The sequence below is a fragment of the Oceanobacillus indicireducens genome, from assembly GCF_014647195.1.
GTDB classification, from domain to species: domain Bacteria; phylum Bacillota; class Bacilli; order Bacillales; family Amphibacillaceae; genus Oceanobacillus; species Oceanobacillus indicireducens.
Genome location: NZ_BMOS01000001.1, coordinates 253,243 through 274,146, shown reverse-complemented (window position 1 = coordinate 274,146; position 20,904 = coordinate 253,243). Strand labels below are relative to the sequence as shown.

General features: G+C 40.0%; 23 protein-coding genes. All 23 read right to left on the bottom strand.

The genetic code is table 11. The features are described from left to right. Nucleotides 1-8 precede the first annotated feature (8 nt). The 23 genes from IEX94_RS01350 to sucC all read right to left on the bottom strand — a co-directional run bounded on the left by IEX94_RS01350 (nt 9) and on the right by sucC (nt 20,801). Nucleotides 9-425: a flagellar basal body-associated FliL family protein gene (locus tag IEX94_RS01350; protein ID WP_156855448.1), complete on the bottom strand. Its 417-nt coding sequence runs from the start codon at nt 423-425 to the stop codon at nt 9-11. Further along, a complete protein-coding gene (locus tag IEX94_RS01345) occupies nt 418-636 on the bottom strand; it encodes a flagellar FlbD family protein (protein WP_188855725.1) in 219 nt (72 codons plus the stop codon). Before IEX94_RS01345 ends, IEX94_RS01350 begins: the two co-directional genes overlap by 8 nt. Before the next feature lie 59 nt (nt 637-695). After that, nucleotides 696-1,490 carry a flagellar basal body rod protein FlgG gene (gene flgG, locus IEX94_RS01340; RefSeq protein ID WP_188855724.1) on the bottom strand — a complete coding sequence of 265 codons (795 nt, stop codon included), beginning with the start codon at nt 1,488-1,490 and terminating at the stop codon, nt 696-698. An 85-nt stretch (nt 1,491-1,575) separates the two neighbouring features. Beyond that, on the bottom strand, nt 1,576-1,947 hold the full coding sequence (locus IEX94_RS01335; protein ID WP_188855723.1) for a TIGR02530 family flagellar biosynthesis protein: 372 nt from the start codon (nt 1,945-1,947) through the stop codon (nt 1,576-1,578). 27 nt (nt 1,948-1,974) lie between these two features. Further along, a complete protein-coding gene (gene flgD, locus IEX94_RS01330) occupies nt 1,975-2,460 on the bottom strand; it encodes a flagellar hook assembly protein FlgD (RefSeq protein WP_188855722.1) in 486 nt (161 codons plus the stop codon). A gap of 8 nt (nt 2,461-2,468) precedes the next feature. Continuing rightward, on the bottom strand, nt 2,469-3,902 hold the full coding sequence (locus tag IEX94_RS01325) for a flagellar hook-length control protein FliK (protein WP_188855721.1): 1,434 nt from the start codon (nt 3,900-3,902) through the stop codon (nt 2,469-2,471). Between the two features lie 31 nt (nt 3,903-3,933). Then, entirely contained in the window at nt 3,934-4,527 is a 594-nt protein-coding gene (locus IEX94_RS01320; protein WP_229782520.1) for a magnesium transporter MgtE N-terminal domain-containing protein, read from the bottom strand. Nucleotides 4,528-4,532: 5 nt separating this feature from the next. Further along, nucleotides 4,533-4,979 carry a flagellar export protein FliJ gene (gene fliJ, locus IEX94_RS01315; protein ID WP_188855719.1) on the bottom strand — a complete coding sequence of 149 codons (447 nt, stop codon included), beginning with the start codon at nt 4,977-4,979 and terminating at the stop codon, nt 4,533-4,535. Beyond that, nucleotides 4,979-6,298, bottom strand: a complete 1,320-nt coding sequence (gene fliI / locus IEX94_RS01310) for a flagellar protein export ATPase FliI (protein ID WP_188855718.1) — start codon at nt 6,296-6,298, stop codon at nt 4,979-4,981. The genes fliJ and fliI overlap by 1 nt, the downstream gene beginning before the upstream one ends. Next, on the bottom strand, nt 6,298-7,047 hold the full coding sequence (gene fliH, locus IEX94_RS01305) for a flagellar assembly protein FliH (RefSeq protein ID WP_229782519.1): 750 nt from the start codon (nt 7,045-7,047) through the stop codon (nt 6,298-6,300). The genes fliI and fliH overlap by 1 nt, the downstream gene beginning before the upstream one ends. Next, nucleotides 7,040-8,047: a flagellar motor switch protein FliG gene (gene fliG / locus IEX94_RS01300; RefSeq protein ID WP_156855457.1), complete on the bottom strand. Its 1,008-nt coding sequence runs from the start codon at nt 8,045-8,047 to the stop codon at nt 7,040-7,042. The genes fliH and fliG overlap by 8 nt, the downstream gene beginning before the upstream one ends. Before the next feature lie 13 nt (nt 8,048-8,060). After that, nucleotides 8,061-9,671: a flagellar basal-body MS-ring/collar protein FliF gene (gene fliF / locus IEX94_RS01295; RefSeq protein WP_188855716.1), complete on the bottom strand. Its 1,611-nt coding sequence runs from the start codon at nt 9,669-9,671 to the stop codon at nt 8,061-8,063. A gap of 73 nt (nt 9,672-9,744) precedes the next feature. After that, nucleotides 9,745-10,020 (bottom strand): flagellar hook-basal body complex protein FliE, encoded by a 276-nt coding sequence (gene fliE, locus IEX94_RS01290; RefSeq protein WP_505817269.1) that lies wholly within the window; start codon nt 10,018-10,020, stop codon nt 9,745-9,747. 44 nt (nt 10,021-10,064) lie between these two features. After that, complete coding sequence (flgC, locus tag IEX94_RS01285; RefSeq protein WP_188855714.1) at nt 10,065-10,517, bottom strand: flagellar basal body rod protein FlgC; 453 nt, start codon at nt 10,515-10,517, stop codon at nt 10,065-10,067. 2 nt (nt 10,518-10,519) lie between these two features. Next, nucleotides 10,520-10,915, bottom strand: coding sequence for a flagellar basal body rod protein FlgB (gene flgB, locus IEX94_RS01280; RefSeq protein WP_188855713.1), 396 nt, complete (start codon nt 10,913-10,915; stop codon nt 10,520-10,522). A gap of 396 nt (nt 10,916-11,311) precedes the next feature. After that, nucleotides 11,312-12,091: a GTP-sensing pleiotropic transcriptional regulator CodY gene (gene codY / locus IEX94_RS01275; RefSeq protein ID WP_188855712.1), complete on the bottom strand. Its 780-nt coding sequence runs from the start codon at nt 12,089-12,091 to the stop codon at nt 11,312-11,314. A 27-nt stretch (nt 12,092-12,118) separates the two neighbouring features. Further along, entirely contained in the window at nt 12,119-13,513 is a 1,395-nt protein-coding gene (gene hslU, locus IEX94_RS01270; protein WP_188855711.1) for an ATP-dependent protease ATPase subunit HslU, read from the bottom strand. 19 nt (nt 13,514-13,532) lie between these two features. Beyond that, complete coding sequence (hslV, locus tag IEX94_RS01265; protein ID WP_188855710.1) at nt 13,533-14,078, bottom strand: ATP-dependent protease subunit HslV; 546 nt, start codon at nt 14,076-14,078, stop codon at nt 13,533-13,535. Nucleotides 14,079-14,103: 25 nt separating this feature from the next. After that, nucleotides 14,104-15,015, bottom strand: a complete 912-nt coding sequence (gene xerC, locus IEX94_RS01260) for a tyrosine recombinase XerC (protein WP_188855709.1) — start codon at nt 15,013-15,015, stop codon at nt 14,104-14,106. 422 nt (nt 15,016-15,437) lie between these two features. After that, a complete protein-coding gene (gene topA / locus IEX94_RS01255) occupies nt 15,438-17,516 on the bottom strand; it encodes a type I DNA topoisomerase (RefSeq protein WP_188855708.1) in 2,079 nt (692 codons plus the stop codon). A 196-nt stretch (nt 17,517-17,712) separates the two neighbouring features. Then, nucleotides 17,713-18,618, bottom strand: a complete 906-nt coding sequence (gene dprA, locus IEX94_RS01250) for a DNA-processing protein DprA (protein ID WP_188855707.1) — start codon at nt 18,616-18,618, stop codon at nt 17,713-17,715. Between the two features lie 67 nt (nt 18,619-18,685). After that, nucleotides 18,686-19,588 (bottom strand): succinate--CoA ligase subunit alpha, encoded by a 903-nt coding sequence (gene sucD, locus IEX94_RS01245; RefSeq protein WP_156855467.1) that lies wholly within the window; start codon nt 19,586-19,588, stop codon nt 18,686-18,688. 52 nt (nt 19,589-19,640) lie between these two features. Beyond that, complete coding sequence (sucC, locus tag IEX94_RS01240; RefSeq protein ID WP_188855706.1) at nt 19,641-20,801, bottom strand: ADP-forming succinate--CoA ligase subunit beta; 1,161 nt, start codon at nt 20,799-20,801, stop codon at nt 19,641-19,643. Between the last annotated feature and the right edge of the window lie 103 nt (nt 20,802-20,904).

Below are 20,904 nucleotides of genomic sequence, written 5' to 3'. Positions count from 1 at the left end.
AGGAGTTCTTACTGCAGTATTTTATCAATTGTGTATACATCGGTGATCGATCCTTCTGTCATTACTTCATTCAAACTATCTTTAATTGTTGCCTCGAGATCACCTAGTCCTGTTTTGAATGTTTCCACGTCCATGACAGCGAGTTCCTTAATCAGTATATTCACTAGTTGGAAATCTCGTAAACTTATTTCTTCATGAGCAGCTTTGCCGTCTGTTACAATTTGAAATTGAATTCTGACAAACGTCCCGTCCTGCAGATCCGTGACGATTTCTGGTGTCTCATAAGAATATTTTACAACTTCATCAATCGTCAGCTCTTTTTCTTCATCTGCCCCTTGTACATTCAATACAACAATCAAAGCGGAAATTGCTCCGACTAATAAGACTGCGAGAGATGTGATCATAACTTTTACTAATCTACTCATTTTGGTCACCTACTTGTTTGTAAACTTCCTGCAAGCCGATTTCCTTATAAAACATTTTAATTAAGTGGAGTACTTCAGCTACTGTGTTTTGGACAATTACCTTTTTGCCGTTGATTAGTGTGATTGTCGTATCTGGAAGTGCTTGGACTTGCTCAATTAAGATTGCATTTAAGGCAAATGACTCATCATTTAACTTTTTTAATTCAATCATAAATTCATAAATTTGGCGGGAGTGACGAACCTCTTAGTAAGTCACCCCGCTCCTCCTTATTATCGTTTTAGATTTACCATTTCTTGGAGAATCTCATCAGATGTCGTAATAATTCTCGTATTCGCCTGGAAACCACGCTGAGCGGTAATCATTTCCGTAAACTCCTCTGCTAAGTCAACGTTAGACATTTCGAGGGAGTTGCTGATGATTGCTGATGTACTCTGATCTGATTCTGGTGCCACGAGGGTCGCTGGTCCAGAACTTCCCGATTCTCTGTATAAGTTATTTCCATCTTTTACTAATCCAGATGGATTCGAGAAAATGGCAACTGCAATTTGACCGGCATTTTGCCGCTCGCCTTCAGCATCGATATACTCAACAGTACCATCTGTTAATATATTGAAGCTTTGAACATTATCTGGTATTTCAATTCGTTCGCCATCCACTGTCTGCAAATACATTCCATCAGCGTTCACAACATATCCTTGGTCATCCAGATAGAAGTTTCCGGCTCTTGTGTAAAAGGTTTCTCCATTAGCTTCAACTGCAAAATACCCATCCCCTTGAATAGAAAGGTCAAGTGGGTTATTCGTCGTTTGACGGAATCCTTGGGTATGGATATTATCAATTGTTCCTTGTTGGGAACCGAGACCGACTTGGGAAGCGTTCTTTCCACCCCGTGTTGCTGTTGCTGCTTGTCCGGATGCTGTCGTTTGACTCATCATTTCTTGAAATGTAACCCGCCCTTTTTTAAATCCTGAAGTACTGACGTTGGCGATATTATTCCCGATGACATCTAGTTTCGTTTGAAAGTTTTTCATACCTGAAATACCTGAATACATAGAACGTAACATAATTAATTTCTCCTTTAATATGCATTATTTTTATTAAGCTATGTCAATCAGTCGATAGCTTATTGGGCTTCCAATATGGTCCAGCCTACTCATCAATTAAAATCGTTCCATTAATATTTGTGAAGATTCGGTTACCCGCTTCCTGCCGATCAAGCGCAGTTACAACAGTATTATTCTTTGCGCTGACTAATAGAGTTGCTTCATTCAATACCACTAATGAATCAGTAATACCTTTTTGTCTTGCTTCTTGCACTTTTTCCCCTATGGTTTGCCAAAGTTCCTCTGGGATATCGATGTTCCTTTCCTTTATTCGATCAGAAGCATGTTTACTTACTTTCAACTTCTGCTGTTCTGTTAAAATATCGTTAAAAGAAACATTCGAAGTCTGCTGCTTTGCCGGAATGGATTTAGGAAAATGTAATGCTTGCTTCGGTATTTGGTGTATACGGTGATCCATAACCATTCACATCCTCTTTATCCCTATTTAATCTTCACCTTCATCTTTACCTTCGTCTTTACCTGTATCTTCACCTTCACTTCTTACTTCTCTAACAGCGTCCGCATATACTTTATCGCCATTTTCAAGTTCAAGTATTGCCCAGCCATCTTTTTGACTGACTCCAACAACTCGGCCCGTTTTCATTTTATTTTCAGTTTCTTCTTCCGAGTCTTCATTATCCAATTCGTAAGAGACAAACTTCCCAATCATATGACTGTATTCAATCACAGGTGAAACGAGTTGGCTTTGGACGAGCATTTCAATGGAACGCGACATATTCATCATCTGTTCTAAAGAAGAAAGCTGTGTCATTTGCGCCACCATTTCCTTACTATCCATCGGATCAGTTGGATCCTGTTGCTGAAGCTGTGTGATTAGAATCTTCATAAAACCCTCTTTATCAAGATCCGGCTTAGGCTCCCTTGTATTCGGTTGATTGGATAAGTAGAAGGATGGATCAACTTTATACATATCTTCACCTACACTTTCTCATTTAAAATCAATTCATCAAAAAGACTTGCAAATGTTTCATTTTCATCCTTTTCTTCCTTATGATCAGAAGTTGATTGATCATCTTGCTCATGTCCCTCCGCTTGTCCTTCTTCTTTATAAGTTGCTTGTGATTGTTGTACGAGTGTCTCATTTCTTTCAATCACAACTTGATGCGGTGCGAACATATGCCTTAATTGTTGTCCGTTTGCTTCAAGCATTTTCTTTGCAGCATTCGTTGTAACCATGATTTTTACAATCATTTCCCCATCAACCTGGGTAAAGCGTACGAGCATTTCTCCAAGGTTAGCCGGTTTTAATGTGATCGCAAGCTGTCCTTTTGGTTGCTGGAAGACTATGCTCTTCGAATCAATCAATCGGTTGAACTGTTCTATCAACGCTTTTCCTGCTTGATTGTTATCCGAGTTTGACGGCAGATGGATAACCATTTGCTCCACTTGTGAAATTGGCATTTGCACAGGCTGTGCCTGAGCAGTTGTAACTGGCTGTTCTTTGTGGACTGTCATTTCGAAAGCATTACCGATCCACCGGATGATATCTGTGTTCGTCACTTTTGATTCAAGTGCATATACACTTTTTGTATGAAAATTCATCTTCTGTTGATAAAGCTTTACAAGATCCTGCCAAATTGCCGGTGTTTGGTTATTAGTTTCTCTTTTTACAAACGGCAATAATTCAGTTTGGTTACCTGCTTTTTCACTCAGTTGTTGCCAAGCCATTAAATACTCAAGAATTTTCGGAGCGACTCTTGCTACATCTTCTTGTGTCTCAATCAGCGAGAGTTTTTGTTCAATTTCCACGAACAATTCATTGACTTCCTTCTCTAGTTCCGCCATGTCAACAGGAGGATTTACTGATATGTTGTTTGTTAAGTTTGATGGTAAATCTCCTGATATTCGTGCAAAATCCGTTTCAGATACCTGCTCCATTTGCCCAGTGAATTTACCGATAAACTCTTCCCTTTTTTCTGTAGGCAATGCATGAATCAAGGTTAGAATTGTTTCAACAAGATCTGCCTTTTCATCAGTCTCCTTGACTATTTGCGGGTCATCTTCCGTTTTCTTAGTGGAAGGCTCCGTATCAGCTTTTTCCTCAACAGTTAACATTCCATCCCAAGAGACACCATCGGTTTCTTCCAGCTCATCAAGTATAGATAATAAGTCTTCTTTATCTAGCTTCGTGAAAAAGGAACGCAGCATTTCAAGTAAATCATCTTGTTCCACAGACGTCTCATCAGTCCGATTCTCCTGCTTCGTCTTTGTCAAATCTGTCAGTTTCTCGTCAAGCATGTACGTAAAATCAGAGCCATTTTGTAATTCATCCGACTCGGCAGGTGATGATCCTACTTTAGTTGGATAATCCATAAAAGCGACCCATTGCCATAACGTCATATTCGCTTCCATTTTCTCACCTCCCTTCAAAGATGTTCATTCATTAATTCAGCATCTTAGCAGCAAGTTTGGCAGCAAGTTCCGCTTCCATTGCTTGCAAAATATCGCCTCGCGCGTCGCTTGGGATCTCATTTAGAATCAGAACAATTTGTTCTTCATCCATTTTAGCGAGAATGGCTGCAGCACTTGCTGCTTTCATTTTTTCAAATGTTTTTGCCATATCTCTTAAGGATTTATCTGTTTCCCCCGCTACAGATTCCTCTTCTTGCTCAGCGGGCTCGTCTGGTGGGCTGCCCAATTCCTCTTGTTCTGCTTCTTGTTCCATTTGATCAATCGTTGTTTCTAAGTCAGCTATATACGTCTCCATCTGTTCGAGTTCGTTCGTCTGTGTTTCCAGTTCTTCCGTTAAACGGGAAATCTCCTCTTCTAAAGCATCCTCTTCTGGGCTTGTTATAAAATTTGATATAACAGGGAGCTCGCTACCCTTCTCCTTTGTCCAATCCATAACACTGAATCCGGCAAAGTTTAAGATGACGACGATAATTACAATAACGATGAAAAGAGGTATAATGACCGCAAATAACAGCCATAGGACTGGATTCATTTTCTTTTTTTCATAGTTCATGTTACTGGCCATTTAATTCACCTATTTTGATTGCTTAAGTATTGGTTGATTGAAATTTCATCCATAAACGCTTTTTCTAGCTTTGCTCTTCTGTCTGTTTCCTGTTTTTTTCGATTTTCGATAATACTTTCGAATTTCTTAACCTCGATATGAGCATCTGTTAAATGCTGTTGTTTCTTTTCCATTTGTGATCTTGCAAGTTGAACTTCTCTTTGCAAATGGATGATTGCATCATTCAGATTCTCAATATACGTAATCTGTTCTTTAATACGTTCAACTGGTGTCTGATCTTGAATAAATTCATCATAGGATTCTTCTGCCATTTCCTTTTTCTTGAGAAGCTCGTATAGCTTTGTAGCTACTTTTTCAAAAGCTTCCTGTGAATTTAAAAATGCTTTCTGCGCAACTTTTTTCTCATTTTCTCGAACATTCAATAATTTTGTTAATGAGACGGTTTGTGACATCAGGACATTCCTCCATTAATGATCTGGCTCATCATATCAATCGCTTCTTCTAAAGTATTATCTTCCTGGACATCTTGCTTTAAAAAATGCTGGATTTTCGGATAATACGTAATAGCACGATCAATCTCTTGGTTGGAGCCTTTCTTATACGCTCCGATATGGATTAATTCACTATTTTCTTCATATGTCGCCATCAAAGAACGTATCTCACTGGCCACTTGCTTGTGCTCTCGACTTGCTATTTGGTTCATGACACGGCTGATTGATTTCAATACATTAATTGCGGGATATTGGCCGCGCTCCGCTAATTTCCGGTCCATTACAAAGTGTCCGTCTAAAATCCCTCGAACAGCATCCGCGATCGGTTCATTCATATCGTCTCCATCGACAAGAACGGTGTAAAATGCAGTAATTGCACCTAATGCATTCGTACCTGTTCGTTCCAGCAATTTGGGCAAGATGGAAAACACAGACGGGGTGTATCCTTTCGTTGTCGGCGGTTCACCGACGGCAAGCCCAATTTCCCGTTGCGCCATGGCGACACGGGTAACAGAATCCATTAGTAAATTAACTTGAAAACCAAGTTCCCGAAAATATTCACTAATAGCGGTAGCAGTATAAGCACCCTTAATTCGCATAAGTGCAGGCTGATCAGATGTGGCGACAACTACGATAGATTTTGCCAAACCTTCTGGGCCTAAATCTTTTTCGATAAATTCTCGCACTTCTCTGCCTCGCTCGCCGATTAATGCAATGACATTAATATCTGCATTACTGTTTCTAGCAATCATGCCTAGTAAAGTACTTTTTCCCACACCACTTCCTGCGAATAAACCGACACGTTGACCTTTCCCCATCGTAAGCAGGGCATCAATAACTTTAACACCGACTTGATTCGCCTCATGAATCGGCGGTCTTTCTAGTGGGTTTGGTGGCGCTTGTTCCGTCAAATAACTGGACAATCCCTTAGGTAACGGAGAACCATCAAGCGGGTTACCGAGCGAATCTACCACTGTACCTATCAACCCTCTTCCCACTTTAATCGTTAAAGGGTTGCCGGTCGATTCGACTAAACATCCCGGACCAATCTCAGTCACTTCACTGTATGGCATGAGGATAATATTCTCGTTATTAAATCCTACTACCTCTGCTAGTATCGGGTTCCGTTTCTTTGTCGCAGAATGGATATAGCAGACCTCTCCAATGTTTGCTTCAGGTCCGAGTGATTCAATCATTATTCCAACAACACGTGAAACTTTACCATAGCGTTTATAAGGATCAGCATTTTCAATCGCTTGAATATAGTCTTCTACAATCATCATTCATGCTCCATTACTAATTCTTTTAAGGCGTTGCGGATTGCTTCGAGCTGGGTGTCGATGGATGCATCGATTTGCCCAAAAGGGTGTTCGATGATGCAACTATTTTCCGGTAACTCTTCATCTATGTATAGGGATAGTTTCGTATCCTTCTCTAGCATCCGCGTCAGTTCAGTCTTTTGCGCCAACACAGTTTCATAATTATTAGGATGAAGATAGATGGATACAATGGATTGATCGTTGATTTCCTTTAATGCCAGCCTGACAATTTCTAAGAATTTTTCAGGTGATTCGTTCAGTTTTTCACCAAGAATTTTTTCTGCTGTATGAATAGCAATGTCGGTAATGGCATCTTCTGTCTGCTCTAAAGTCTTTTGATAGTCAACTTTAACAAGATCGACAATGTTGTTGGCCTCAGCTAGTAGAGATTCGTACTGTTCTATACTTGCTTTCTTTCCCGCTTGGAAACCAGCTTCGTACCCAGCCTTCTTGGCAGCTTCCATGAGTACGGCTTTTTCTTCTTCCCAGTTTTCCCGCGCTTTGTTGATTTCTGTCTGTACCTCGGCAAGCATCGTCGCCTTCCGTTGCTCTATTTGTTCTAGCTCTTCTTCTGCTTGTTGAAGATTCGCTAACACGTTTTCGATTGCTTCTTCTGATTCTTTTTCTGACGACTGTTTTCTCACATATTCTATCGGCTTAACTTTAATTTCTCGTTTTGGAAGTTCATTTGATTCCATCGCTCTAGACAATGATGTCGTCACCTCCACCTCTCGCGATAACAATTTCACCAATATCTTCTAGTCTGCGGATTGTTGCAACGATTCTCATTTGGGCTTCTTCCACATCACGTAAACGAACCGGCCCCATATATTCCATTTCCTCTTTAAAGGTCTCCGCCATCCGTTCGGACATGTTAGTGAAAATAACACCTTTCACTTCCTCACTTGCAACCTTCAATGCAAGACGGAGGTCATCATTTTCGACTTCTCGGATAACACGCTGAATTGCCCGGTTATCCAGAATAACGATATCTTCAAAGACAAACATACGTTTTTTAATTTCGTCAGCAAGCTCTGGATCTTGTGCTTCTAAAGTGTCGAGAATAGTCCGTTCTGTACTACGATCAACCCCATTCAGCACTTCTACTACTGCTTGGATGCCACCCGTTTGTGTATAATCCTCCGTTAATGATGCCGACAGATTATTCTCTAGCACTCGCTCTACTTGAGCAATGATCTCAGGCGAAGTGGAATCCATCGTTGCGATTCTTCGTGCGACATCTGCCTGTACGTCTTGCGGCAGTTCGGAAAGAATTTGTCCCGATTGTTCCGGTTCTAGGTAAGACAGCACTAATGCAATTGTCTGAGGGTGTTCATTTTGAATAAAGTTAAGCACTTGCTGGGGATCTGCCTTTCTAGCAAAATCAAAAGGCCTTACCTGTAGGGATGAGGTAAGGCGATTGATAATAGAAGTAGCCTCCTGCTTACCAAAAGCTTTTTCAAGAACCGTTTTCGCATAACCGATACCACCCTGCGTAATATAATCCTGAGCGATTACTATTTGATGAAATTGTTCAATAACTTCTTCTTTCATTTCCGAATCCACCCGTTTAACGGAAGAGATCTCCAAGCTTAGCTTCTCGATTTCTTCTTCCGTTAAATGTTTATAAACTTGAGCGGAAACATCGGGACCTAACGAGATTAATAGAATCGCCGCTTTTTGTTTCCCGGTAAGTTTCTGTCTTGCCATGAACACTTTCCTCCTAATCCTCGCCAATCCAGCTTCTTAATAATTTAGCAAAGTCTTCCGGTTTTTCCTCGGCTATCTTCTCTAATTGCTTCCTGCGAACAACTGATTCCGATTCATCTTGTTCGGGTAAATCAGGAACCTTTTGCGTAACTTCTCTACGCGGAGCTTCTTCTTCTACTTCTACTGCTTCCGGATCAGATTCTCGTCTATTCCGTATTAGTAATACGACTAACACCAGAATGAGTAAGAATAAAATTCCCGCAACAATATAAACCCAAGTAGGAATAGCGGCACTTTCTGCTTCTTCTACAATCGGATTACCCGAGAATTCCTGAAAGACAATGGAGAATTTATCCTCTGGGTCTACCTCGTCGCCGTCTTCTGTGTCGATTGACGTGTTGAGAATGGAGGCAAGGATCGATGATATTCCTTCTTCTACCGCATTTTGCTCCTGTTGCGTCAGAAATTGCGGATTCTCTTCATCTCCTTCTTTCACACGATCGACTGCTACTTGAATACCAAGGTCACGAATTTTATAGGGACTTTCCACAATTTCTTTACGAATTCGATTAAATTCATAATTGATTGCTTCCTTATCAAACTCATAATCTCCATCTTCTCCAGCTACAGCGCCTGGGTAGTTTGTCACATCATTCTCACCACTTCCAGGGACACCACCTTCACCCGCGTCTCCCGTGTAGGATTCCTGAATAGTTTCTAAACTCACCGGAAGGCCTTCCATGTTTTCAATATCAACCGGTTCAACTAATTCTTCTACCCGATTTTCCTGTGTGAAGTCGATATCTGCGGTAACCGACACAATCACGTTATCAAGCCCAACCATTGCCCCTAACATCTGTTGCAGCCTACGCTGGACATCACGTTCCACTTCTTTTTTCACGGTTTGTTGATAGTCATGGGCATTTTGAACTGCATATTGTGAATTGTTATCAAGGTCATAGTACTCAAAATACTGATTCATGATCCCAATATTTTCTTTTGATAAATTCGGAACTGCATTTGATACTAAATGATAAAGGGCACGAATCTGATGTTCTTCAAACTGATAGCCCGGTTGCGTTTCGAGCACAATCGCTGCAGTTGTTTCCCCTGTATCCTCGCCAACAAATACAGTCTGTTCCGGCAGATTAATCATTACTTCTGCACTTTGGATGCCATCAATACTTGTAATTAAATTCGCTAATTCCGTTTGCATCGCATCTAGTTTCATCATATTAAACTCATTTTCTGTAGTCCCGAAAGATGAGTTTTCACTGAAGAAAGAATAATCGATATTCCCACTACTCGGTAGCCCTTGTCCGGCAAGTTCAACAAGTAATGTATCTACTCGGTCTTCAGGTACGGTTATGGTCGTACCGCTATCCTTTAACTCATAGGGCACACCTCTTGTATCAAGTTCAGCTTTTATTTGACTCGTTTCCTGAATGGATAAATTAGAATATAATGGCACAAATCTTTCATTCGAGCTAAACATGTAAAAAGAGATGCCGATAATAACGATAAGGATACCTGCGGCCGATCCAATGTATATCATTTGCTGTTTTGAACGATTTCTCCAAAACGCTGTAAATGACTCTTTCCATTTCAATAACTTTTCCTTCATAAAATCCTCCACCACTATACACTGCTTATCAAATAGTTACATACTATGTATATTCTTCGATAGTCGTTTTCCATTATATTTGCATCCGCATTATTTCGTTATAGGCATCAATTGCTTTTTGCTGTAATTTTACCGTCGTCTCAAGTGTGATACTCGCTTTTTGAGCTGTTATCATTACTTGATGCAAATCTTGTACCTCTCCTGAAGCGAGTTTATCTGTCATTTTATCGGATTCAACTTGCAATTCATTTAAATTCTCGATAGCACCTTTTAACGTGTTTGCAAAATTTGCTTGGGCTTCTGCCGGAGTGGCCCGATTATTCACTGACATGTCCGGCTGTACCTTCATATGGGGGTTGAGCTGAATATTCATATTACCTGCTCCTTACACTTCTATTTTCCAATTTCGAGTGCTTTCATAAGTAGTCCTTTACTTGCATTCAAAGCGGTTATGTTCGCTTCGTAAGACCTAGTGGCACTCATAAGATCAACCATTTCTTGTAATGGATCTACATTTGGCATTGCTACGTAGCCTGCTTCATCAGCATCTGGGTGATTTGGATTAAAAGCCATCTTAAAAGGTGTTTCGTCTTCTGTAATTACGGAAGCTCGCACACCTTCTGTACCATTCGCTTTATTATTTGCAGCCTGTAGATGGGAACGGAAGCTTGCTCCTTCATTTTGAAAGGAAACCATCTTTCTGCGATACGGTTCCCACTCACCATTTTCATCCACTCTGGATCTGGTCGATTCGCTGTTTGCGATATTTGATGAAACAACATCCATTCTAAGACGCTGAGCAGTTAATGCACTGCCGCTCGTATTGATGCTATGGAAGATCGACAACTTTAATTACCTCCTCTTATAACTGTTTGCAAGCTGCCAAACTTTCCGTTGATCCGATCGATCAAACCATTATAATAGATTTGGTTTTTTGCGAGTTCCGTCATTTCTTTGTCAATATCCACATTGTTCCCGTTATGTTGATACATTGTGTTTTTATTGGTAACCACTTGGTGATTCGGTCCTTTTGAACTAGAAAACGGAATATGCCGTGGGTGTGTTCGTTTCGCTTGAATTTGGTTGTTCATTTCATCACTAAGCACATCTTTAAAAACAACATCCTGCGACTTATATCCAGGGGTGTCTGCATTTGCGATGTTGTTGGAAATCGTCCGGTTTCTAGCCGAAGCATAATCTAGCGAACTTTCCAAATTCGAAATGGTTCCGCCAAATAAATCCATACGATTTTTCCTCCTATGTCCAATTTGCTATTGGTTCGGTCAACTAATAAATTACTACTACGAATATTGTAATTTAATTCCTATATAATGTCTATCTTTTTCATGTTTTTCTAACACAATTCGACAAAATAGTTATAAAAGACTAGGTCCAAAGTATTTTTTACTTGTTTATATCGACATTCGACAGAAAACAGATAAGTAAATTCGTTTTATTTGCATAGAAATCCAATCAAAGTTCGACAACTTATTATAACACAGTTCTTTATGCATGTGTCAAAGGAATCAGTTGAAACGAATTAAAACCTTTATGTACCTATAAGTAAATTTGACAAAAAATAAACAAACGGAAAACATTTTCTTCATGTTTTCCATTTGTTTATTGATTTTAACATCAACTTATCTGGAACGTAATTTCTCAAGTTCAACTAAGAATTTATCATTTAAAACTTTAATATATGTTCCTTTCATACCTAATGAACGAGACTCGATTACTCCAGCACTTTCCAGCTTACGAAGTGCGTTCACAATCACTGAACGAGTAATACCTACACGGTCGGCAATTTTACTTGCAACGAGTAGACCTTCATTACCGTTCAATTCTTCAAAGATATGGTCGATCGCTTCTAGTTCACTATAAGAAAGGGAGCTGATAGCCATTTGAACAACAGCTTTACTTCTTGCTTCCATTTCAATTTCTTCAGATTTCTCTTGGAGAATTTCCATTCCGACAACTGTTGCACCATATTCAGCTAAAAGTAAATCGTCATCATTGAATGCATTTTCTACACGTCCGAGAATCAATGTTCCAAGGCGCTCTCCCCCACCAAGAATTGGAACAATTGTTGTCAGCCCATCTTTAAAGAGCTCTTTGTTCTCTTCAGGGAAAACCGTTTGCGGACTGTTAATGTCAAGGTTTGCTGTTGTTTCATGAACATTATATAAACCTTGCGTATAATCTTCAGGAAAACGTCTTTCCTCTAGCATTTGCTTCATACGTTCATTTTCAACCTCTTGACTTACCGCAACCCCAAGAAGTTTTCCTCTTCTGCTTACGATATAGATGTTGCCACCAATTACGTCACGTAATGTTGCGGACATCTCATTGAAGTTTACTGATTTACCTGCTGTTTTTTGTAACATTGCATTAATTTTTCTTGCTCTGTCTAATAGTTTCATTAGAAATCCTCCATTTGTGTTTTTATTTTATAAGATGAATTGACTTAAGTCTTTGTTCTTTACAATATTACCTAATTTTTGATCGACATACGCCGAAGTTATTTCAATTGTTTCCATTGTAATATCTGGAGCTTCAAATAATAAATCTTCTAATAACTTCTCTAGAATAGTATGAAGTCTCCGTGCCCCGATATTATCGGTATCTTGGTTGACTTGGTAAGCAACCTCGGCGAGACGCTCAATGGCATCCTCTTTAAATACTATCTTGATTTCTTCCGTTTGTAATAATGCTTCATACTGCTTTGTCAGCGCATTTGAAGGGTCTGTCAGTATTTGCTTGAAATCTTCTACTGATAGCTTCTCCAATTCCACCCGAATCGGGAATCTCCCCTGAAGCTCAGGAATTAAATCAGATGGTTTCGACATATGGAAGGCACCTGCAGCAATGAATAAAATATGGTCTGTTTTAACTGGACCATGCTTTGTAACGACTGTGGATCCTTCAACTATCGGTAAGATATCCCGCTGGACACCTTCCCGGGAGACGTTTGCTTGCTCATTCCCGCCACCAGCTACTTTATCGATTTCATCGATAAAGATAATTCCAGTCTGTTCTGCACGCTTTGTTGCTTCTTGAGCAACCTCTTCCATATCGACAAGTTTCTGTGCTTCTTGTTGCGTTAGCACTTCCCTTGCTTCACGGACCGGCAGTTTACGCTTCTTCTTTTTCGTTGGCATGAATTGTCCAAGGGCGTCTTGCATATTCATCCCCATTTGCTCCATACCCGAACCTTGCAGCATATCAAACATGGAAGGTGGTGTCTCAACAATTTCCACCGTAACGATTTTGTCTTCCATTTCTCCAAGGGCAAGCATTCGCTCAACTTGCTCACGCTTACTCCTGATTTCCGCGTCTTTAGGATCATCTGTACCCACATCATCGCTTGCTGGTTGGTTTGTGAAAAGCATTTCAAAAGGATTCTTCATCTGTGTCTGTTTCTTAGTTTGCGGAACGAGCAAATTAACCAATCGTTTATTCGCTTCCTTCTCGGCTGCTTCTTGCACATTCACAAGCTTTTCTTCTTTCACCATGCGGACGGACATTTCAACGAGATCCCGAACCATCGATTCCACATCTCTACCGACATAACCGACTTCTGTGAATTTCGTTGCTTCAACTTTAATGAAAGGCGCTCTTACCATTTTCGCAAGTCTGCGGGCAATTTCGGTTTTACCTACACCAGTAGGACCAATCATTAAAATATTCTTCGGCACAATTTCTTCTTTAATCGTATCGTCCAGTTGCATGCGTCGATAACGATTCCGGAGGGCAACGGCAACAGATCGTTTTGCACTCTTTTGCCCGATAACGTATTTATCCAATTGTTCAACAATTTGTCTTGGAGTAAGCTCCATTCCCATACTTTGGAAATACCTCCTATTAATTGAGTACCTCTAAGGTGAGTTGGTCATTCGTATATACATCAATTTCTCCAGCCACCTCAAGAGCAGTTCTCGCTATTTGTTCAGCAGACAAACTATTCGAGTGTCTCACAAGAGCTCTACCAGCACTTAATGCATAGTTTCCTCCTGAACCGATTGCAAGAATCCCATCGTCGGGCTCAATTACTTCTCCTGTTCCTGATACAAGATACATACTTTCTTTATTCATAACAATCAGCATGGCTTCTAACTTCCGGAGCACCCGGTCACTGCGCCACTCTTTAGCAAGTTCGACAGCTGCTCGGGTCAAATTACCGTTATATGCATTTAAGTAGCTCTCGAATTTTTCAAAAAGGGTGAATGCATCCGCTACTGAACCTGCAAATCCAGCCAATACTTGCTCATTATATAATTTACGGACCTTTTTCGCCCGGTGTTTCATAATTACTGCATTTCCTAATGTAACTTGACCGTCTCCACATATCGCACAACTTCCATTATGTTGAATGGCAAAAATGGTTGTAGCATGCATCTCATTTGACATCTTCTTCACCTCGCGTCCCGATTAACTATTTATCATTTGCCCGCGGATGTGTCTTCATGTAAATATCGCGCAAATGACTTTTTGTAACATGCGTATAGATTTGGGTGGAAGACAAATTTTCATGACCTAATAATTCCTGCACAGTACGCAAATCTGCCCCTTCATTCAGTAGATGAGTCGCAAATGTATGACGTAATTTATGTGGATGGAGATTAATTGTTAATGCCGCTTTATCCACCATTTTATCCAAGATGAGACGAATCCCTCTTGTTGTAAGGGGCGCTCCTCTAGCATTTAAGAAAACGGCATCCGTATTACTTTTCGCCTTCTCCAACAATAATACCCGGCCCTCTGTCAAATATGTTTCGAGAGCAATCTCTGCAAATCGGCCAAAGGGTACATACCTTTCTTTTCTCCCCTTACCTCTTACTAATATCGTCCCTACAGAAAAATCGATATCCTCAAGCAGTAAGCCTTGGCATTCACTAACCCGTATCCCTGTTCCATATAAAATTTCCAGTAATGCCTGATCACGTTGACCTAATGGGTCAGCCATATCATTTACTTCAAACAGTTTCTCCAGTTCCTCCATATATAAAAATCCGGGAACAGCGCGTTCCTGTTTTGGCAAATGAATATGAACGAAAGGATTCGTGTACGTATCATCTTCCCTTTCCAAATATTTATAGAAGCTTCTAAGGGATGATATTTTTCGTGATACGGATTTTCTTGACAACGCCTGGTTAAACAATTGGGTTAAATAAACACGAACAACTTGTGGATCAACGTCCTTAAGGCTCGTTATCCCTTCCCCCTTTAAAAAACGAAAGAAGGATTGCAGATCATCTTGATAATATTTAATTGTATAAGGGGAAGCATTTTTTTCTATTTGAAGATATGCTACAAATCCTTGACTTTTTTGTACAAAATCCTCCAATTCTTCACCCCATCATTTTCCTGAATAAATAATAACATAGCCTATGTTCGAAATCAATTAATTTACCAAAATAAAAACAAAATTCAGAATCGGTCTATATTACTGCATATCGAAATAATTTGACTTATCTTTCCGCTTCTAAGCCCGAATCATGCCCGCCACTAAACAATTATATGCCTAGGATAATATATAGTCAATCAAGAGTATTTTAATTTATTTTGAAAAATACAATTTGGTGAACATTTTGTGAATGATTTATTAGATAAGAGTCTAAATTTTTACCGTTGTATAGTATCTCACATTTTACAAAATTAATCTAATGAAATAATAAAGATTCTTTCGTTATTATCACTATTACCATTCTATTCCTTATGTATTCATAATTTTAGCAAAAAAATAAAGCTGCTCATCGGAATGAACAGCTAGCTTTGTTCGACTTCTTTATAATCACAATTTGTACATTGTACTTGGGTTGCTTTTTTCACTTTCTTTTCAACTAGTAAAGATTCACACTTCGGACAAGGACGTGCGATTGGTTTGTCCCAAGATACGAAATCACATTCTGGGAATCGGTCACAGCCATAGAATACTCGGCGTTTTTTCGATTTACGCTCAACAATATTTCCTTCTTTACATTTCGGACAGTCTACACCGATTTCTTTTAATATTGGCTTCGTATTACGGCAATCCGGGAAATTCGAACAAGCGATGAACGTACCGTATCTTCCCATTTTATAGACCATTTCATGGCCACATTTCTCACATTCAATACCAGCGGGTTCGTCTTTAATCTCGATTTTTTCCATTTCTTTCTCAGCGAAATCCAGACGCTTCTCAAAGTCTTTGTAGAAGTTATCAATTACTTCCACCCAGCCTGTTTTACCTTCTTCAATTGCATCCAAATCTTTTTCCATTTCAGCTGTAAAATCTACATCGATTATTTCTGGAAAAAACTCTTCTACAGCGTCATTTACAATTGTTCCAAGCTCTGTTGGAATGAATCTTTTATTATCAATAGACACATAGCCTCTTCGCTGAATCGTGTCAAGGGTAGGTGCATAGGTAGACGGTCTACCAATCCCTAATTCTTCCATTGCACGGACGAGGCGTGCCTCTGTATATCGCGGCGGTGGTTGTGTGAAGTGTTGCTTCGGATCAATTTCTTTTGCTTCAATCTTCATTCCTTCTTCCAGATCTGGAAGTAACTTATTTTCCACCTTTTTATTATCATCGGTACCTTCGATATAAACTTTCATAAAGCCCTCGAACTTGATTTGGGAACCAGTTGCTCTAAATTCAACGTCATTATTTAGTAAATGAGCAGTCACAGTATCCATTACTGCAGGTGACATAAGACTCGCAATAAATCTTTCCCAAATTAGTTTGTAAAGTCGGTACTGATCATTAGAGAGTACCTCTTTTAAAGAACGGGGATCACGCATTACGGACGTCGGGCGAATTGCTTCATGGGCATCTTGTGCTCCCGGTTTATTTGCTGAACCTTTTTGTGAACCTATAAATTTTTTTCCATACTTCTCTTCAATATAGCCTTTCGCTTCTTCTTTCGCTGTCTCAGAAATTCTGGTGGAATCTGTACGCATATAAGTGATAAGTCCTGTAATCCCGCCAGACTTCCTCCCTAAATCGATCCCTTCATAAAGCTGCTGGGCAACCATCATCGTCTTTCTTGCTCTGAAGTTCAGCTTTCTTGCTGCTTCTTGTTGCAAGGATGATGTAATAAACGGTTTAGCAGGATTCCTTTTTCGTTCCCGTTTATTTACTTTTTCTACACGGAAATAATCTTCGGTAAGTTTTTTCCGGATGTTTTGCACATCTTCTTCAGACTTTAATTCCTGCTTTTTTCCGTCCACGCCGTAGAAATTACCTTCAAATGTTTCTTTGTCTTTTTGAAATAATGCCTCAATCGTCCAATATTCCTCTGGTTTAAAGTTAACGATTTCCTTTTCTCGGTCAATGATCATTTTCAATGCGACAGATTGAACTCTTCCTGCACTTAATCCTTTTTTCACTTTCTTCCATAGTAAAGGACTGATATTGTAACCGACGAGCCGGTCGAGTATTCGTCTTGCTTGTTGTGCGTCAACCAAATCATGATCAATTGATCGTGGGTGTTTAAATGACTCTTTAATTGCGTCTTTTGTAATTTCATTGAACACAACACGGCAATCGGAGTCTTCATCAACTTTTAAGGCATGGGCTAGGTGCCATGCGATTGCTTCCCCTTCTCTGTCCGGGTCAGCTGCCAGGTATATTTTCTTTGCTTTTTTCGCGGCTTTGCGCAGTTCTTTTAACACTTCGCCTTTACCACGGATTGTTATATATTTGGGGGTATAGTCATTTTCAACGTCTACACCCGTTTGGCTTTTTGGCAAATCACGGACATGTCCCATTGAAGCTTTTACAGTATATTTTTTTCCTAAATACCGCTCGATTGTCTTCGCCTTTGCTGGCGACTCAACAATCACTAAGTAATCTGACATAACATTTCCTCCTAAGATGAGGTTTAAAAATGAAATCTTCACTTATACTAATGACTTACTGAACTTTTGTCAAACTTATTATCTAAAAATACTATTTACATTTTTAAAAAATCAACGTTTAAATGGTTAAAATGTGACATTATAATAGAAGGAACTACATTCGCTTTTCGAGGGCCCCCAGTAGAATTTCTGAGAGTCAACGCACAACTTTGTAGTTGTCTAATTGTTGTTGTGATAGCCATTCTTCTTGAATGTCACTGGCATGTTGCGTTAGTTTGGCTCCTTCTTGAATAAGGAGGTGACAGCCTTTAGTTTGAGGAATGAGGGGTGATCCTGGAACGGCGAAGACTTCTCTTCCTTGATCAAGCGCCTGTTCAACCGTTATCATCGTCCCGCTTCTTTCCATCGCTTCAATCACCAGTGTGCCAAAGGATATTCCACTTATAATCCGGTTCCTTTCTGGAAAATGGTGCTTCGCTGGTCTTACAAAAGGAGGATATTCACTAATAACAAGGCCACTTCTCCTTATCTCATTAAATAATGTAATATGTTCCTTCGGGTAAATATATTCAAAGCCACCACCCAAAACAGCTATTGTTTTCTGGTGATGGTCGAGTGTAAGTTGATGAGCATAGCCATCTATTCCCTTCGCCATACCACTTGCGATTACCCACTCATCCCGCACCAACGGACGAAGGATATGCTCCATTTTCGGGATTGCCTCGTTGGATGGTTTGCGGGAACCGATGACACTTAATATTTTACTTTGCTTTAATAAAGATATATCCCCACAAGCATAGAGTACAAGCGGAGCATCTTTTATTTTTCTTAACATGGATGGATAGTCCTCGTCAACTATTGTAATGATCTTATATTGCTTTATCACGTCAATAAAGCGTTTTTTTAATTCGGGATCTTTTAGGCGAGCATGGAGCTTATTTGCTGTGTCGATACGAAGAGAAAAATGCAGGTTTAATTCTGTTGGGGTCATTTCATAAAGCGAGGCTAGAGTTGGATCTTTCAGCATAAAACGATAAATCATTTTCCTGCTTGCTATATTCGTCAGATGGACATGAATCAATCGATAACGAATATTCTTCACTGTCCTCACATCCTTATTTTATTAGTAAAGAGGGCTAAAAGTATACTTTCAGCCCTCTTTCATTTTATTAAAGGGTTTTACACTTTTCAGCTAAGCCCTTTTCTTCCAATACTTTAATCATTGTTTCACCCATAACAGCAGGTGTATCAGCAACAGTAATGCCACAATCTTTCATGACGCGGGTCTTCTCTTCGGCTGTACCTTTTCCGCCGGAGATGATAGCACCAGCATGTCCCATCCGTTTTCCTGGGGGTGCAGTTGCTCCACCAATAAAGCCGACTACTGGTTTCGTCATATTATCTTTTATCCATTCTGCCGCTTCTTCTTCAGCAGTTCCGCCGATTTCCCCGATCATAATCACTGCTTCTGTTTCTGGATCCTTATTAAAGGCATCAAGGACATCAATAAAGTCAGTACCATTAACTGGGTCCCCGCCAATACCAACAGCGGAAGTTTGACCGTAACCAGCCTGTGTCAGTTGATGTACTGCTTCGTAAGTAAGTGTTCCCGAGCGAGAAACAACTCCGATATGGCCTTTTTTATGGATATATCCAGGCATAATTCCAATCTTTGTCTCGTCAGCTGTAATAACACCCGGACAGTTCGGGCCGATTAAACGAGTTTTCTTCCCTTCCATATAACGCTTCACTTTTACCATATCAAGTACTGGAATATGCTCTGTAATACAGATGACTAAATCAAGTTCAGCATCCGTTGCCTCAATGATTGCGTCAGCCGCAAACGGTGCTGGTACATAGATTACAGACGCATTCGCACCTGTCGCATCAACCGCTTCCTGAACGGTGTTAAAAACAGGCACACCTTCCACTTCTGAACCACCTTTTTTCGGTGAAGTTCCTCCTACGATTTTTGTCCCGTATTCAAGCATTTGTTTCGTGTGGAATCTAGCTGTTCCACCGGTAATGCCTTGGACAATTACTTTTGTATCTTTATTAACAAATACACCCATTTAGTTTGTCCGCCCTTTCTCTATTTTCCAATTTTCATAGATTGATTTCGAATTATTTAACTAGAGAAACAATCTTCTGCGCTCCATCCGCCATAGAACTTGCAGAAGTGATATTTAAGCCAGATTCATTTAGAATTTTCTTACCTAAATCTACGTTTGTTCCTTCTAAACGGACTACTAAAGGAATTTGCAAGCCAACTTCCTTTGTAGCAGCCACAACCCCTTCAGCGATAACATCACACTTCATAATGCCACCAAAGATATTAACAAAAATACCTTTTACATTCTCGTCAGAAAGTATGATTTTAAATGCTTCGGTAACTTTTTCAGCTGTTGCACCACCACCAACATCGAGGAAGTTAGCCGGTTCGCCGCCATAATATTTGATAATGTCCATGGTAGACATCGCAAGCCCTGCACCATTCACCATACATCCGATATTCCCATCAAGGGAAACATAGCTCAAGTCATGTTTGCTTGCTTCGATTTCCTTTTCATCTTCTTCATCCAAGTCGCGAAGTTCTTGCACTTCTGGCTGGCGATAAAGTGCGTTTTCATCAAAATTCAGCTTAGCATCGAGTGCAAGAACATTCCCGTCACCAGTTGTAACGAGTGGATTAATCTCTGCAATCGAGCAGTCTTTTGCTACAAAAGCTTCATATAATGCAGTCATGAAACCGACCGCTTTGTTTATTAAATCATGAGGAATATTCATATTAAATGCCATACGGCGGGCTTGATAAGGCATGAGTCCTACTACCGGATCAACAACCTCATAGAAGATTTTTTCTGGTGTTGCTTCTGCGACTTCCTCTATTTCCGTACCGCCTTCTTCAGAGCCCATCATGACAACACGGGAAGTTGCTCGGTCTAAGACGACACCAATATAGTATTCTTTTTGGATATCGCAACCTTCTTCAATTAAAAGCCGTTTCACTTCCTTGCCTTCTGGTCCAGTTTGTTGTGTAACTAAAACTTTGCCTAGGATTTCCTCTGCATATGTACGAACCTCTTCCATATTTTTAGCTACTTTTACCCCTCCGGCTTTGCCTCGTCCACCCGCGTGGATTTGTGCCTTTACTACGTTAACGTCTGTTCCTAGCTTTTCAGCTGCTTCCACTGCTTCATCAACAGTATACGCAACATATCCTCTAGGAACCTTCACGCCAAATTCACGTAGTAGTCCTTTGGCTTGATACTCATGAATGTTCATCTTTCATCCTCCCAACATAATAAATGCACTTCCATTGTATAAAATTAAAACCGTTTTCACAAGAAATATGCGAAAGTCGGTTAATAATCTTGCATATTTTTAT